This is a genomic window from Marihabitans asiaticum (assembly GCF_007828725.1).
In the GTDB taxonomy this organism is placed as follows: Bacteria; Actinomycetota; Actinomycetes; order Actinomycetales; family Dermatophilaceae; genus Marihabitans; species Marihabitans asiaticum.
In genome coordinates this window covers 806,586-820,050 of record NZ_VIUW01000001.1, presented here as the reverse complement: position 1 = coordinate 820,050, position 13,465 = coordinate 806,586, and the positions used below count along the sequence as shown (strand labels likewise).

Genomic DNA, 13,465 nt, shown 5'->3' with positions numbered 1-13,465 from the left:
CGACGGGCGAAGGGGGCGGTGCACCGGGTCTCGGTGCACCGCCCTCTCCTCGTGAGCGGGCGTGACCAGACCGTGATCGTCGGTTCGTCCGGATCTGCGGTGCAGCCCTGGCAGGCCTGCTCTACGGTCCGATCGGACCACGACCTCGCGGTTCGGCGTCACCCCCTTCGCGCACCTGGAGCCGCACGTGCCCGCCACCCGCCCTGCACTCCTCACCATCCTCACCGCCGGCCTCGCCCTCGGCGCGCCGGCTATGGCCGCGAGCGCCGCCCGCTGACCGTCCGCCCAGCGGCGGCGACCGTCAGCGACTCCTGCGGGGTCGGGTCGGACTCGGTCGTCCTGCCCGAGACCGACGGCGCCCACTACACCGTCACCTCCGAGGGAGAGGCCATCGTGCTGCCCGAAGGGGTGCCCGTCCCGGGCGCATTCTTCGCCGTCGTCGCGCTGGAGGACCTCCCCGAAGAGGCCGAGGTCCCCGACCACATCACCGTCCAGGTCACCGCCCGGGCCGACGAGGGCTACGCGCTCGACCCCGACGTCTCGCCCTCCCAGGAGGTCACGCTCGGCCTCACCCCGTGCGCCTCCCGCACGCGCCGGTGCAGGTGACGAGCGAGGCCTGCGAGAGCCTCACCGTGACCAACCCGGCGGGCAACCCCGAGGCGAGCGTCATCCTCTTCGACCCTGGCCGACCCCGAGGTCGAGCACGAGATGGTCGTCGGGTCCGGCGAGAGCGCGAGCACCCAGGCCCCCGCGGGCGGCTTCGGGTGGGACGCGGTCGACACCGCTCTCCTCGACCACACCGCGCTTCAGGGCGACACCGGCCTCCTCGACGGCGCAGCGCACGAGGAGGCTCTCGACGAGCTCGTCGAGGAGGAGGGCGCCGAGCTGCGGGCGATGGCCAGCTATGAGCTGAGCGAGCAGGACCTGGCTGACCTGACCGAGATGGGTCGCGAGATCGACGCGCTCGAGCTGACCTGGCTCGGGTCCGGCGACGTCGAGGTGGCCGCCTGCGAGGGCTCTTCCCCCGCCCCGGGCGAGCGCCCCGACGACAGCACGTCCGGGCCGCAGCCGGCACCGGAACGACCGGCCGTGGTCCACACCGACGGTGTGGCCGACGTCGGTGCTCGCTCCATCCCGGGTCCGCTGTCGCTCGCGCTCGGCGCGGTGGCCGGGCTCGGCGTTCTGCTGCTGCGTCACGGCAGCCGGCGACCCCGGCGCGAGAACCGGTAGAGCAGGCGCGGGCGCTCAGCCTCGGGAGAACGCGGCGAGGATGCGCTGGGCCGCCTCGACCGCGCTCACCCGGCCGTCGCTGACCGAGTCCACCAGGGCCGGCAGCTCGGTGCGGACCGTCTCGTCCCGGCGCACCGCGTCGTGCAGCTCGGCGTCGACCAGCGCCCACATCCAGGACAGCTGCTGCTCGCGCCGCCGGCTCTCCAGCGACCCCTGCTCCTGAAGATGACGGCGGTGGTCAAGCACCGCCTGCCAGACCTCGTCGAGCCCGGTCTGCTCCTGAGCGCTGCAGGTGAGCACCGGCGGCCTGCGGGCCTGCGGGTCGGAGCTGATGAGGCGCATCGCCGCGGTCAGCTCGCGGGCCGCGACCCACGCATCGGTCTCGTGCGGCCCGTCGGCCTTGTTCACCGCGATGACGTCGGCGATCTCAAGGATCCCCCGCTTGATCCCCTGCAGCTGGTCTCCCCCGCGCGCGAGCGCCAGGAGGAGGAAGGTGTCGACCATCTCCGACACCGCGACCTCGGACTGGCCGACCCCCACGGTCTCGACGATGACGACGTCGAAGCCGGCGGCCTCGAGCACGAGCATCGACTCGCGGGTCGCGCGGGCCACCCCGCCGAGGTGGGTCCCGGTCGGCGACGGCCGGACGAAGGCGTCGTCGCTCGCGGTCAGCCTCGCCATCCGGGTGCGATCGCCGAGGATGGAGCCACCGGTGCGGGAGGAGGAGGGGTCGACCGCGACGACGGCGACCCGGTGACCGCGCTCGATGAGGCGTACGCCGAGCGCGTCGATGAAGGTCGACTTGCCGGCACCGGGGATGCCGGAGATCCCCACCCTCGTGCTCCCGCCGGTGTGCGGGGCCAGCTCGGTGAGCAGCGCCCGGGCCCGGTCGCGATGATCCGCGCGGGTGGACTCGACGAGGGTGATCGCCCGGGCCACCTGGGCACGCGAACCCGCCCGTACTCCGGCGGCGAGATCACCGACCGGGTCAGCCATCGGCCGTGGAGCGCTCGCGCAGGGCGTGGACCAGCCGGATCGCCGCCTGGGCGATGACGGTGCCGGGCGGGTAGATGTCGTCGGCGCCGGCGGCCCGAAGATCCTCGAAATCCTGGCTGGGGATGACGCCGCCGACGACGATCATGAGGTCCTCGCGGCCGAGCGAGTCCAGCTCGTGACGCAGAGCCGGGACGAGGGTGAGGTGGCCGGCCGCGAGCGAGCTCACGCCGACGACGTGCACATCGGCTTCGACGGCCTGCCGGGCCACCTCGGTGGGCGTCTGGAAGAGCGGCCCGACGTCGACGTCGAAGCCGAGGTCGGCGAAGGCCGTGGCGATGACCTTCTGACCCCGGTCGTGCCCGTCCTGCCCCATCTTCGCGACGAGGATGCGGGGGCGGCGCCCCTCGTGCTCGGCGAAGTCCTCGACGGCCGCCAGCGCCTCGGCGACCGAGTCGTCCCCCTTCGCCTCGTCCCGGTACACACCCGAGATGGTACGGATCTGCGCGGTGAACCGGCCGAAGACCTCCTCCATCGCCGCCGACATCTCGCCGACCGTGGCCTTGGCCCGGGCCGCGTCGATGCACAGCGCGAGGAGGTTGGACTCCATCGACACCTCTGCCGAGCGCGCCCCGTCGCGCAGCGCCGCGAGGGCCGCCTGGCACGCCTCGTCGTCACGCTCGCTCCGGAGCCGCTCGAGCTTGGCGCTCTGGCTGGCCCGCACGGCGGCGTTGTCCACCTTGAGGATCTCGACCGCGTCGTCGGCGGCGGTGTCCTCGACCGGGTAGAGGTTGATGCCGATGAGCGGCTGGGTGCCGGAGTCGATCCGGGCCTGGGTGCGTGCGGCCGCCTCCTCGATCCGCATCTTGGGGATGCCCTCCTCGATGGCACGGGCCATCCCGCCGGCCTGCTCGACCTCCTCGATGTGCTGCCACGCCCGCTTGGCCAGGTCGTGGGTCAGCCGCTCGATGTAGGCGCTGCCGCCCCACGGGTCGATGACCCGGCAGGTGCCGGACTCCTGCTGCAGCACGAGCTGGGTGTTGCGGGCGATGCGGGCGGAGAAGTCGGTGGGGAGGGCGATCGCCTCGTCGAGGGCGTTGGTGTGCAGGCTCTGGGTGTGCCCCTGGGTGCTGGCCATCGCCTCGACGCAGGTGCGCACGATGTTGTTGTAGACGTCCTGAGCGGTCAGGCTCCAGCCGGAGGTCTGGCTGTGGGTGCGCAGCGAGAGCGACTTGGGGTTCTTCGGCTCGAAGGTGTCGCGCACCAGCCGCGCCCACAGCAGCCGCGCCGCGCGCATCTTGGCGACCTCCATCGCGAAGTTCATCCCGATCGCCCAGAAGAAGGAGAGCCGGGGGGCGAAGGCGTCGACGTCGAGCCCGGCCTCGCGACCGGCCCGGATGTACTCGATGCCGTCCGCCAGGGTGTAGGCCAGCTCGAGGTCCTGGGTCGCCCCGGCCTCCTGCATGTGGTAGCCAGAGATCGAGATGGAGTTGAAGCGTGGCATCTTCGCCGAGGTGAAGGCGAAGATGTCGGAGATGATCCGCATCGACGGGCCCGGCGGGTAGATGTAGGTGTTGCGGACCATGAACTCCTTGAGGATGTCGTTCTGGATGGTGCCGCTCAGCTGCTCCGGGCTCACCCCCTGCTCCTCGGCCGCCACGACGTAGAGCGCGAGGATCGGGAGCACCGCGCCGTTCATCGTCATCGACACCGACATCTGGTCAAGCGGGATGCCGTCGAAGAGGGTGCGCATGTCGTAGATCGAGTCGATCGCCACCCCGGCCATGCCGACGTCGCCCTGCACGCGCGGGTGATCGCTGTCGTAGCCGCGGTGGGTGGCCAGGTCGAAGGCGACGGAGAGCCCCTTCTGCCCGGCGGCGAGGTTGCGACGGTAGAAGGCGTTGGACTCCTCGGCGGTGGAGAAGCCGGCGTACTGCCGGATCGTCCACGGCTGGTTGACGTACATCGTCGGGTACGGGCCGCGCAGGAAGGGCGCGGCGCCCGGGACGGTCTCGAGGAAGTCGAGGTCGGCGATGTCGTCCTCGCCGTACACCGGGGGGACGGTGATGTGCTCGGGGGTCTGCCACCCGTCGGCCGCGCCGGGCTCGTTCGCCAGCAGCTCCGCCCAGCGCTGCGCGGCGTCCTCAGCCGGGCGGCCGGCACCCAGGTCCGCCGTCGAGAGGTCGGGGATCGCACTGCTCATCGGGCGGCTCCTTCGTCGGTGGTGCTCTCCCCCGAGGCCGATGCCTCGCTCCCTGAGGCGGAGGCCTGCGAGCCTGGACGGGACGGACACCCCAGCCGGTCGAGGAGGCGCGAGAGCACGTCGACGACGTCCACCCCTTCGCTCACGGCCAGGTCGGCCGGGGACCCCTCGCCGAGCTCCTCGGCCCGCCCGGCCAGGACGACGAGGTGGGCTCCGGCCTCGCGCAGTGCGGCGACGACATCGGCGCCCACCTCGGCGTTGACCGCGGCCGAGGTGGCGATCATGGCGACCGTCGTGCCGGACTCGCGCAGCGCCGCACCCGCACCGGCCGGATCGACCTCCTCGGCGGTGCTCACCGAGATGCCGGCGACCCCGAGGAGGTTGCTCGCCCACATCTGCCGCGCGCCGAAGTCGCGTCGCGCGCCGGGGCTGACGAGCAGCACGGTGGGCGGCTCCTGCGCCGCGGCGGACCGCGCACGCAATGCCTCGAAGACCTCGCCGTCGCGGTGGACGGGCAGCCCGCCGGGCTCTTCGGCTCGTCCTGGCCGCGGCTGCCGGGTCAGCAGGGTCTCGCCGGCGAGCGGGAAGGTCGAGGTACCGGTCAACGGGATGCTCCGGTCGGACAGGCCGCGGAGCCGCTCTCGCCAGGACGCCTCGAGATGGCGGGCGAGGGTGCCGTCGGCGAGCAGCGCCGCCACCCCACCGGCGGAGTCGATCTCGCCGAGCCGGGTCCAGGCCCGGCGGGCCATCTCGTCGGTCAGCTCCTCGACGTACCAGGAGCCACCGGCGGGGTCGGCGACGACGGCGACGTGGGACTCCAGCGCGAGGAGGTGATGGGTGTTGCGAGCCAGCCGCCGGCTGAAGGAGTCGGGCAGACCGAGCGGGGTGTCGTACGGCAGGACGGTGATGCTCTCCGCTCCCCCGGCCGCAGCGGCGAAGCAGGCGATCGTGCCGCGCAGGACGTTGACCCACGGGTCGGTCGCGGTGAGCATCCGGGCCGAGGTCACGGCGTGCACCCGTGCGCCACGAGCGGGCTCCGGCACCCCGGCGAGCTCCCCGACCCTGGCCCAGACCCGGCGCAGCGCGCGCAGCTTGGCGATCGTCGCGAACTGGTCGACCGTGGCCGCGACCCGCATCTCGACCTGGGCGAAGGCGTCGGCGACGTCCACCCCGTCGGCCTCGAGCGCCCGGGCGTAGGCGACGCCGGTCGCGGCGGCGAGCGCGATCTCCTCGACGTCGGTGGCTCCCGCGTCGTGGTAGACCCGCGCGTCGCAGACGAGAGCGCGCACGCCGTCGAGCGCGAGACCCCGACGGACGAAGGGGGTGAGCCCGGCCAGGTCGGCCGGGTCGCCCGTGGCGGCGGCCTGGCCGATCGGGTCGAGACCGAGGTTGCTGCCCTGGGCGAGCTGGTCGGCTCGCTCGAGGACGGCGAGCAGCGCCTCCGCGGCCTCACGCTGGTCGCCGAGCGACGACACCGCGACGGGCGCGAGGTCGAGCATCACGCCCTCGAGCACGCTCGACAGCTCGGTGGGCTCGACATAGCCATCGCCCACCTGGACCCAGGTCGAGGTCGCGCCCTGGTCGAGATCGGTCAGCACGGCGCGCCGGGCAGCAGCGGCGTCGGGACTCTCGACGAGCTGGCGCACGTCCCACGGCTGCAGCCGGGGTCGGGGTCCGTTGCCCCGGGTGAAGGGCATCGTCCCGGGCAGGCCGAGGCTCGGAGCCGGATCGCCGGGACGGTACAGAGGGCGCACGGTGATCTCGCCCGGCAGCTCGGTGCTCAGCCGCGCCTCTGCCTCGGCCCCGCTGAGCTGGTGGCCCTCGGGCCGGCGCTTGTTCAGCACCCCGGCCGCGAGCTCGCGCCACTGCTCGAAGGACGCCTCCTCGAAGCCGTCGGCGAGCTTCATGACAGCGTCTTCGGGACTGACGGTCACGTCAGGTTGCTCCTCCAGGTCAGCCAGCACCGGTGCGGGCGGGATGGGCATCTGCTCGTTTCACCCTAGCGCCCGGAGCGGTGCCACGAGCGGGCCCGGTGTCCGAGGTGTGCTCCGCGCGCCGAGCGCGCGGCCTCAGTCTGCGAGCGGCCCGAAGGGGGCACCCACGCGCGCCAGCTCGGCCTCCCCACCGTCAAGGGCGGTGAGCACCCAGAGCCCGGCCTCGGTCAGCGCGACCGAGTGCTCCCAGTGGGCAGACCGCTGGCCGTCGTCGGTGACGATCGTCCACTCGTCGGCGAGCACGTGGTTGTCTTGCTCCCCCAGGGTGACCATGGGCTCGATGGCGATCGTCGTACCGACCGGGGTGGCGGGGCTCTTGCCTCCGTGGCGGAAGTTGGGCACGTTCGGCGCCATGTGCATCTCCTCGCCGATGCCGTGCCCGACGTAGTCGGTGACGATGCCGAAGCGCCGTCCGCTGCGCCGCTCCGCGCCGCGGATGCTGTCCTCGACCGCCGCGCCGACGTCGCTGATCCGCCCGCCCGCGTGCAGCGCGGCGATGCCGGCCCACAGCGAGTCGTAGGTGGCCGCGCTCAGCTCGAGGTCCTCCGGCCGGGCCGCCTCGTCGCCCCCGACGACGACCGTCATGGCGGAGTCGCCGTTCCAGCCCTGCACCTCGGCACCGCAGTCGATGCTCAGCAGGTCCCCGGCCCGCAGCACCCGATCGCCCGGGATGCCGTGGACGATCTCCTCGTTGACCGATGTGCAGAGGGTGTGGGAGTAGCCCGGCACGAGCTGGAAGTTGGGGATCCCGCCGTGGTCCCGGATGAAGCTCTCGGCGAGGGCGTCGAGGTCACCCGTGCTCACCCCTTCGCGCACCTCACCGCGCAGCATCTCCAGGGTGCGCCCCACGAGCAGCCCGGCCACCCGCATCGCGCGGATCTGCTCGGCGGTCTTGGCCGCCACCCGCTCCCGGCCCAGCCAGGACATCAGCGCGACAGCGCCGCGAAGATGCGCTCGCTGACCTCGTCGACCTCGCCCATGCCGTCGACCTCGACGAGCAGGCCACGCTCCCGGAAGACCGCGGCCAGGGGCTCGGTCTCGCGCTCGTAGATGGCGAGCCGCTCGCGGATCACCTCTTCGGTGTCGTCGGCCCGGCCGTCGGTCGCGGCCCGCTTGAGCAGCCGGTCGACGAGCTCGTCGGTGTCGACGGTCAGCAGCACGACCTGGTCGACGGACTCACCACGAGCGGCGAGCATCGCGTCGAGGGCATCGACCTGCCCCGGCGTGCGCGGGTAGCCGTCGAGGAGGAAGCCGGGCTCGCAGTCGTCCTCGATGAGGCGGTCGTCGACGATCGCGTTGGTGATCTCGTCCGGGACGTAGCCGCCGCTGGAGGTGATCTCCTGGACCTGCTTGCCCAGCTCGGTCTGGCCCTTGATGTTGGCACGGAAGATGTCGCCGGTCGAGATCGCGGGGATGCCGTAGTGCTCGGCAATCCGGCCGGCCTGCGTGCCCTTGCCTGCCCCGGGGGGGCCGAAGATGATGAGGCGCATCAGCGTAGGAACCCTTCGTAGTGACGTTGCTGGAGCTGGGACTCGATCTGCTTCACCGTCTCCAGGCCCACACCGACCATGATGAGGATCGAGGTGCCGCCGAAGGGGAAGCTCTGGGTGGCGCCGATAAGCACCAGCGCGATGATCGGGATGAGCGAGACCAGCGCGAGGTAGATCGCACCTGCGACGGTGATCCGCGAGAGGACGTAGTTCAGGTACTCGGCGGTCGGCCGACCTGCTCGGATGCCGGGGATGAACCCGCCGTACTTCTTCATGTTGTCCGCGACCTCGGTCGGGTTGAACGTGATCGAGACGTAGAAGAAGGTGAAGAAGAGGATCATCGCGGTGAAGACGACGACGTAGACCCAGGTCGGGTTGCCGGGGTTGAAGTTGGTCACCAGCCAGTTGACCCACCCGGAGTTGTTGCCGGCGGGGTCCTGGCGGAACTGGGCCACCATCATCGGCAGCGAGAGCATCGAGCTGGCGAAGATCACCGGGATGACGTTGGCCATGTTGACCTTGATCGGGATGTACGTCGAGGTGCCTCCGTACATCTGGCGCCCGACCATGCGCTTGGCGTACTGCACCGGGATGCGCCGCTGGCTCTGCTCGACGAAGACGACCGCGGTGATGATGAGCAGGCCGATGAGGATGACGAGGAAGAAGATGTCCCAGCGGCCCTCGCGCTGCTGGATCCCCCACAGCGCGCCGGGGAAGGTCGCGAGGATCGAGGTGAAGATGAGCATCGACATGCCGTTGCCGACGCCCTTGTCGGTGATCAGCTCGCCGAGCCACATGATCAGCCCGGTGCCCGCGGTCATGGTGAGCACCATGATGAGGATGCTCGGCAATGACTCCCGGTAGAGGATGTTGGTGCAGCTGGCGTTGCCGAAGAGCTGGCTGGGGTTGCGGGCGAAGGTGATGAAGGTCGCCGACTGCAGAACGGCCAGGGCGATGGTGAGGTACCTCGTGTACTGCGTCATCTTCGCCTGACCCTGCTGACCCTCCTTCTTCAGCGCCTCGAAGCGAGGGATCACCACCGTCAGCAGCTGGACGATGATGCTCGCCGTGATGTACGGCATGATCCCCAGCGCGAAGATCGAGAGCTGCAGCAGCGCGCCGCCGCTGAAGAGGTTGGCCATCCCGAGGAAGCTGCCTGCGTCGTCGCGGGCGCCGGCGATGCAGGTCTGGACGGCGTTGTAGTCGACGTTCGGCGTCGGGACGAAGGACCCGAGCCGGAAGAGGACGACGATGCTCAGGGTGAAGAGCAGCTTGCGACGCAGGTCCGGCGTCTTGAACGCGCGGGTGAAGGCGGAGAGCAAGTGATCCTCCATAGCTCGTGGCAGGTCGGCGCCAGCAGGGCGGGCCAGCCACGACGGGCGGGCGAAACTACGCGAACGATACCCGGCACGGCTGTGCCGGGCGAACGAGGTGCAACGGCGGAGCCTTGAGACGGCGAAGGGGTCTGACGGACGAGTCGTCCGTCAGACCCCTTCGTGTGCCGCTCGAGATCGGGTGCCTCAGGCCGCGGTCACCGAACCGCCGGCGGCCTCGATCTTCTCCTTGGCGCTGGCGGAGCAGGCGTCGACGGTCAGGTTGACCTTGACGCTGATCTCGCCGGTGCCGAGCACCTTGACCGGGGCGCCCTTGCGGACCGCACCCTTGGCGACCAGGTCGGCCGCGGTGATGTCGCCGCCCTCGGGGAAGAGGGTGGCGATCTTGTCCAGGTTGACGACCTGGTACTCGGTCTTGAACGGGTTCTTGAAGCCACGCAGCTTCGGCAGCCGCATGTGCAGCGGCGTCTGGCCGCCCTCGAACCGCTCGGGCACCTGGTAGCGGGCCTTGGTGCCCTTGGTGCCACGGCCCGCGGTCTTGCCCTTGGAGCCCTCACCACGACCCACACGGGTCTTGGCGGTCTTGGCACCCGGGGCGGGACGCAGGTGGTGGACCTTCAGCGCGTGGGTCGCGCCGTCGGGGCTCCCGGCGGCCGCGCCCGCGCTGCTCTTCTTGGCCTCAGCCATGATCACTCAACCTCCTCGACGGTCACCAGGTGGGAGACCGTGCGGACCATGCCCCGGATCTCCGGGCGGTCCTCCTTGACGACGATGTCGCCGATTCGCTTGAGACCGAGGGTGCGCAGGGTGTCGCGCTGGTTCTGCTTGCCACCGATCTCGGAACGGGTCTGGGTCACCTTCAGTCGCGCCATCACGCACCTGCCTTCGCGGACTCGGCGGCCGCACGGGCCTCCTCGCGTCCGGCAGCCTGCGCGCGCAGCATCGCGGCGGGAGCGACCTCGTCCAGCGGCAGACCGCGCCGGGCGGCGACGGCCTCCGGACGCTCAAGACCCTGCAGGGCCGCGACCGTCGCGTGGACGATGTTGATCGCGTTGTCCGAGCCGAGCGACTTGCTCAGCACGTCGTGGATGCCGGCGCACTCGAGGACCGCACGGACCGGGCCACCGGCGATGACACCGGTACCCGGCGAGGCCGGGCGGAGCAGGACGACGCCTGCGGCAGCCTCACCCTGGACGGGGTGCGGGATGGTGCCCTGGATCCGGGGGACCTTGAAGAACGCCTTCTTGGCCTCCTCGACACCCTTGGCGATCGCCGCGGGCACCTCCTTGGCCTTGCCGTAGCCGACGCCCACGGTGCCGTCACCGTCGCCGACGACGACGAGGGCGGTGAAGCTGAAGCGCCGTCCACCCTTGACGACCTTCGCCACGCGGTTGATGGTCACCACGCGCTCGAGGTACTGGTTGTCGGCGGCGCGGTTGTCCCGGCCACCGTCGCGACCGCCACGGCCGCCGCGGCCGCGGTTGTCGTTCCGGTTGTCGTTGCGGTTGTCGTTGGAGCGCTGGTTGGTGCCTGCGGCACCGGCGCCTCGACGCTGGGGTCCGGGCATCAGATGTTCCTCTTCTCGACGTTCTGCTTGTGCGACTTCACAGCGCCAGGCCTCCCTCGCGGGCGCCGTCGGCGATCGCCGCGACCCGGCCGTGGTACTTGTTGCCGCCGCGGTCGAAGACCACGGACTCGACGCCGGCCGCCTTGGCCCGCTCGGCGACGAGCTCACCGACCTTCTTGGCCTGCTCGGTCTTGCCGCCGGTCAACGACCGGACGTCGGTCTCCATCGTGGAGGCCGAGGCGACGGTCTTGCCCACGGTGTCGTCGACGACCTGGACGAAGACGTGGCGGCTGGAGCGGGTCACGACCAGGCGCGGACGGGCGGCTGTGCCGGTGACCTTCTTGCGGAGGCGCACGTGCCGGCGGCCGCGCGCGGCGACCTTGCCCTTGGCGCGCTTGACAGTCATAGCCATGGCTTACTTACCAGCCTTTCCGACCTTGCGACGGATGCGCTCGTTCTCGTAGCGCACACCCTTGCCCTTGTACGGGTCGGGGCGGCGCAGCTTGCGGATGTTGGCAGCGGTCTCGCCGACGAGCTGCTTGTCGATGCCCTGGACCGAGAACCGGGTGGGGTTCTCGACCGCGAAGGTGATCCCCTCGGGCGGGTCGATGGTGATCGGGTGGCTGTAGCCGAGCGCGAACTCCAGGGCGCCGCCCTTGTTCTGCACCCGGTAGCCGGTGCCGTGGATCTCGAGCTTCTTCTCGTAGCCCTCGGTCACGCCGACCACCATGTTGTTGATCAGCGAGCGGGTCAGGCCGTGCAGGCTCCGGGACTCACGCTCGTCGTCGGGGCGGCTGACGGCGATGCCGTCCTCGCCCTGCTCGACCGTGATCGGCTCGGCCACGACGTGGCTCAGCTCGCCCTTGGGGCCCTTGACGGTGACCTTCGCCCCGTCGATGGACACGTCGACACCGCTGGGGATGGTGACCGGGAGTCGTCCGATTCGCGACATGATGCTCTCCCTTACCAGACGTAGGCGAGGACTTCCCCGCCCACACCCTTGCTCGCGGCCTGCTTGTCGGTCAGGAGACCAGAGGACGTCGAGATGATCGCGACGCCCAGGCCACCGAGGACCTTCGGCAGGTTGGTCGACTTGGCGTACACCCGCAGACCGGGCTTGGACACCCGGCGCACCCCAGCGATGGAGCGCTCACGGTTGGGCCCGTACTTGAGGTTGATCGTCAGCGTCTGGCCAACGGTCGCGTCCTGCACGGTCCACCCCGCGATGTAACCCTCCGCCTGGAGGATCTCTGCGATGTGCGACTTCAGCTTCGAGAACGGCATGGAGACCTCGTCGTGGTGCGCCGAGTTGGCGTTCCGGACGCGGGTCAGCATGTCCGCAATCGGGTCGGTCATGGTCATGGGCTTCCTGGCCCTTCCTCACCGCGGTTTCACCCCAGGGGATTCCTGTGGCGACCTTCGATGTAGAGACGGTTCATAGGTCGTGCCGGGACGGCACTGGCGAAGGGGGGTCTCCCCCCTTCGCCGGGGGGGCGGGACCAGGCCGGCCGGTGGCCGCTGGATCCCGCTGGGCTCACCAGCTGGACTTGGTGACCCCGGGCAGCTCGCCGCGGTGCGCCATCTCGCGCAGGCAGATCCGGCACAGGCCGAACTTGCGGTAGACCGAGTGCGGCCGGCCGCAGCGCTGGCAGCGCGTGTAGGCGCGCACCTTGAACTTCGGCTTCTTGTTGGCCTGGTTGATCAGAGCGGTCTTGGCCATGTCAGTTCTCCTTGAACGGGAAGCCGAGCGCCTTGAGCAGAGCGCGGCCCTCGTCGTTGTTCGTCGCCGTGGTGACCACGGTGATGTCCATGCCGCGCACCCGGTCGATCTTGTCCTGGTCGATCTCGTGGAACATCGACTGCTCGGTCAGACCGAAGGTGTAGTTGCCGCGGCCGTCGAACTGCTTGGGCGAGAGACCGCGGAAGTCGCGGATGCGCGGGAGCGCGACCGACACGAGCCGGTCGAGGAACTCCCACATCCGGTCACCGCGGAGGGTGACGTGCGCGCCGATCGGCATGCCCTCGCGCAGCTTGAACTGCGCGATGGACTTGCGGGCCTTGGTGACCTGCGGCTTCTGGCCGGTGATCGCCGTGAGGTCGCGGATCGCGCCCTCGATCAGCTTGCTGTCCTTCGCCGCGTCGCCGACGCCCATGTTGACGATGACCTTCACCAGGCCGGGCACCTGCATGACGTTCTCGTAGCCGAACTGCTCCTGCAGGCCGGACTTGATCTCGTCGGCGTAGCGCTGCTTCAGCCGCGGCGTGGTCCGCTCGGCCGACGCGGTCTCGGGGGTCTCGATGGTCTCAGTCATCTCAGAGGTCCTTGCCCGAGCGGCCCGCGACGCGGGTCCGGCTCGTCTTGCTGCGACCGTCGCGCTCGACCGTCTCGACGCGGGTCTTGATCCGGGTCGGCTTGTTGTCCTCGGGGTCGACGATCGCCACGTTGCTCACGTGGATCGGCGCCTCCTGGACGACCAGGCCGCCGGCCTGACCGCCCATGCCCGCCTTGGTGTGGCGGGTGACGCGGTTGACGCCCTCGACGGTGACACGCTGGGTCTCGGTGTGCACGGCGATGACCTTGCCCTGCTTGGTCTTGTCCTTGCCGGACAGGACCTGCACGAGGTCACCCTTCTTGATCTTCATCTTCGCCATGG

General features: G+C 70.6%; 17 protein-coding genes. 2 read left to right on the top strand and 15 right to left on the bottom strand.

The window, feature by feature from the left end:
- Positions 1–51: 51 nt before the first annotated feature.
- Positions 52–606 carry a hypothetical protein gene (locus FB557_RS03955; RefSeq protein ID WP_144855718.1) on the top strand — a complete coding sequence of 185 codons (555 nt, stop codon included), beginning with the start codon at positions 52–54 and terminating at the stop codon, positions 604–606.
- 102 nt (positions 607–708) lie between these two features.
- Complete coding sequence (locus FB557_RS03950) at positions 709–1,230, top strand: hypothetical protein (RefSeq protein WP_144855716.1); 522 nt, start codon at positions 709–711, stop codon at positions 1,228–1,230.
- Positions 1,231–1,245: 15 nt separating this feature from the next.
- Here the strand turns inward: FB557_RS03950 and meaB are convergent, their stop codons facing one another.
- The 15 genes from meaB to rplX form a co-directional block, all read right to left on the bottom strand.
- Entirely contained in the window at positions 1,246–2,226 is a 981-nt protein-coding gene (gene meaB / locus FB557_RS03945; RefSeq protein WP_144855714.1) for a methylmalonyl Co-A mutase-associated GTPase MeaB, read from the bottom strand.
- Positions 2,219–4,426 (bottom strand): methylmalonyl-CoA mutase, encoded by a 2,208-nt coding sequence (gene scpA / locus FB557_RS03940; RefSeq protein ID WP_144855693.1) that lies wholly within the window; start codon positions 4,424–4,426, stop codon positions 2,219–2,221. Before scpA ends, meaB begins: the two co-directional genes overlap by 8 nt.
- Complete coding sequence (locus FB557_RS03935; protein ID WP_144855691.1) at positions 4,423–6,333, bottom strand: methylmalonyl-CoA mutase family protein; 1,911 nt, start codon at positions 6,331–6,333, stop codon at positions 4,423–4,425. Before FB557_RS03935 ends, scpA begins: the two co-directional genes overlap by 4 nt.
- 162 nt (positions 6,334–6,495) lie before the next feature.
- On the bottom strand, positions 6,496–7,347 hold the full coding sequence (map, locus tag FB557_RS03930; protein ID WP_144855689.1) for a type I methionyl aminopeptidase: 852 nt from the start codon (positions 7,345–7,347) through the stop codon (positions 6,496–6,498).
- Positions 7,347–7,910, bottom strand: a complete 564-nt coding sequence (locus tag FB557_RS03925) for an adenylate kinase (RefSeq protein WP_144855687.1) — start codon at positions 7,908–7,910, stop codon at positions 7,347–7,349. Before FB557_RS03925 ends, map begins: the two co-directional genes overlap by 1 nt.
- The gene (secY, locus tag FB557_RS03920) at positions 7,910–9,232 is read right to left on the bottom strand and encodes a preprotein translocase subunit SecY (RefSeq protein WP_144855685.1); all 1,323 of its coding nucleotides are present in this window, start codon (positions 9,230–9,232) and stop codon (positions 7,910–7,912) included. The genes FB557_RS03925 and secY overlap by 1 nt, the downstream gene beginning before the upstream one ends.
- Before the next feature lie 198 nt (positions 9,233–9,430).
- The gene (rplO, locus tag FB557_RS03915) at positions 9,431–9,931 is read right to left on the bottom strand and encodes a 50S ribosomal protein L15 (RefSeq protein ID WP_144855684.1); all 501 of its coding nucleotides are present in this window, start codon (positions 9,929–9,931) and stop codon (positions 9,431–9,433) included.
- A 2-nt stretch (positions 9,932–9,933) separates the two neighbouring features.
- Positions 9,934–10,116, bottom strand: a complete 183-nt coding sequence (gene rpmD / locus FB557_RS03910; protein WP_144855683.1) for a 50S ribosomal protein L30 — start codon at positions 10,114–10,116, stop codon at positions 9,934–9,936.
- Positions 10,116–10,811 carry a 30S ribosomal protein S5 gene (gene rpsE, locus FB557_RS03905; RefSeq protein ID WP_144855682.1) on the bottom strand — a complete coding sequence of 232 codons (696 nt, stop codon included), beginning with the start codon at positions 10,809–10,811 and terminating at the stop codon, positions 10,116–10,118. Before rpsE ends, rpmD begins: the two co-directional genes overlap by 1 nt.
- A 37-nt stretch (positions 10,812–10,848) precedes the next feature.
- On the bottom strand, positions 10,849–11,223 hold the full coding sequence (gene rplR / locus FB557_RS03900; protein ID WP_144855680.1) for a 50S ribosomal protein L18: 375 nt from the start codon (positions 11,221–11,223) through the stop codon (positions 10,849–10,851).
- A gap of 3 nt (positions 11,224–11,226) precedes the next feature.
- A complete protein-coding gene (rplF, locus tag FB557_RS03895; protein ID WP_144855678.1) occupies positions 11,227–11,763 on the bottom strand; it encodes a 50S ribosomal protein L6 in 537 nt (178 codons plus the stop codon).
- A gap of 11 nt (positions 11,764–11,774) precedes the next feature.
- The gene (gene rpsH, locus FB557_RS03890; RefSeq protein WP_144855676.1) at positions 11,775–12,173 is read right to left on the bottom strand and encodes a 30S ribosomal protein S8; all 399 of its coding nucleotides are present in this window, start codon (positions 12,171–12,173) and stop codon (positions 11,775–11,777) included.
- 172 nt (positions 12,174–12,345) lie between these two features.
- Positions 12,346–12,531 (bottom strand): type Z 30S ribosomal protein S14, encoded by a 186-nt coding sequence (locus FB557_RS03885; RefSeq protein WP_144855674.1) that lies wholly within the window; start codon positions 12,529–12,531, stop codon positions 12,346–12,348.
- A 1-nt stretch (position 12,532) separates the two neighbouring features.
- Positions 12,533–13,123, bottom strand: a complete 591-nt coding sequence (gene rplE / locus FB557_RS03880) for a 50S ribosomal protein L5 (protein ID WP_144855672.1) — start codon at positions 13,121–13,123, stop codon at positions 12,533–12,535.
- A gap of 1 nt (position 13,124) precedes the next feature.
- Positions 13,125–13,463, bottom strand: coding sequence for a 50S ribosomal protein L24 (rplX, locus tag FB557_RS03875; RefSeq protein WP_211356470.1), 339 nt, complete (start codon positions 13,461–13,463; stop codon positions 13,125–13,127).
- Between the last annotated feature and the right edge of the window lie 2 nt (positions 13,464–13,465).

Excerpts from the sequence above, each read along its gene's own strand:
- rpsH (WP_144855676.1), bottom strand. The coding sequence starts at position 12,173 with ATGACCATGACCGACCCGATTGCGGACATGCTGACCCGCGTCCGGAAC.
- FB557_RS03950 (WP_144855716.1), top strand. The coding sequence starts at position 709 with ATGGTCGTCGGGTCCGGCGAGAGCGCGAGCACCCAGGCCCCCGCGGGC.
- rplE (WP_144855672.1), bottom strand. The coding sequence starts at position 13,123 with ATGACTGAGACCATCGAGACCCCCGAGACCGCGTCGGCCGAGCGGACC.
- FB557_RS03925 (WP_144855687.1), bottom strand. The coding sequence starts at position 7,910 with ATGCGCCTCATCATCTTCGGCCCCCCCGGGGCAGGCAAGGGCACGCAG.
- rplX (WP_211356470.1), bottom strand. The coding sequence starts at position 13,463 with ATGGCGAAGATGAAGATCAAGAAGGGTGACCTCGTGCAGGTCCTGTCC.
- rpmD (WP_144855683.1), bottom strand. The coding sequence starts at position 10,116 with ATGGCGCGACTGAAGGTGACCCAGACCCGTTCCGAGATCGGTGGCAAG.
- map (WP_144855689.1), bottom strand. The coding sequence starts at position 7,347 with ATGTCCTGGCTGGGCCGGGAGCGGGTGGCGGCCAAGACCGCCGAGCAG.
- rpsE (WP_144855682.1), bottom strand. The coding sequence starts at position 10,811 with ATGCCCGGACCCCAGCGTCGAGGCGCCGGTGCCGCAGGCACCAACCAG.
- FB557_RS03885 (WP_144855674.1), bottom strand. The coding sequence starts at position 12,531 with ATGGCCAAGACCGCTCTGATCAACCAGGCCAACAAGAAGCCGAAGTTC.
- rplR (WP_144855680.1), bottom strand. The coding sequence starts at position 11,223 with ATGGCTATGACTGTCAAGCGCGCCAAGGGCAAGGTCGCCGCGCGCGGC.
- meaB (WP_144855714.1), bottom strand. The coding sequence starts at position 2,226 with ATGGCTGACCCGGTCGGTGATCTCGCCGCCGGAGTACGGGCGGGTTCG.
- scpA (WP_144855693.1), bottom strand. The coding sequence starts at position 4,426 with ATGAGCAGTGCGATCCCCGACCTCTCGACGGCGGACCTGGGTGCCGGC.
- rplO (WP_144855684.1), bottom strand. The coding sequence starts at position 9,931 with ATGGCTGAGGCCAAGAAGAGCAGCGCGGGCGCGGCCGCCGGGAGCCCC.
- rplF (WP_144855678.1), bottom strand. The coding sequence starts at position 11,763 with ATGTCGCGAATCGGACGACTCCCGGTCACCATCCCCAGCGGTGTCGAC.
- FB557_RS03935 (WP_144855691.1), bottom strand. The coding sequence starts at position 6,333 with ATGAAGCTCGCCGACGGCTTCGAGGAGGCGTCCTTCGAGCAGTGGCGC.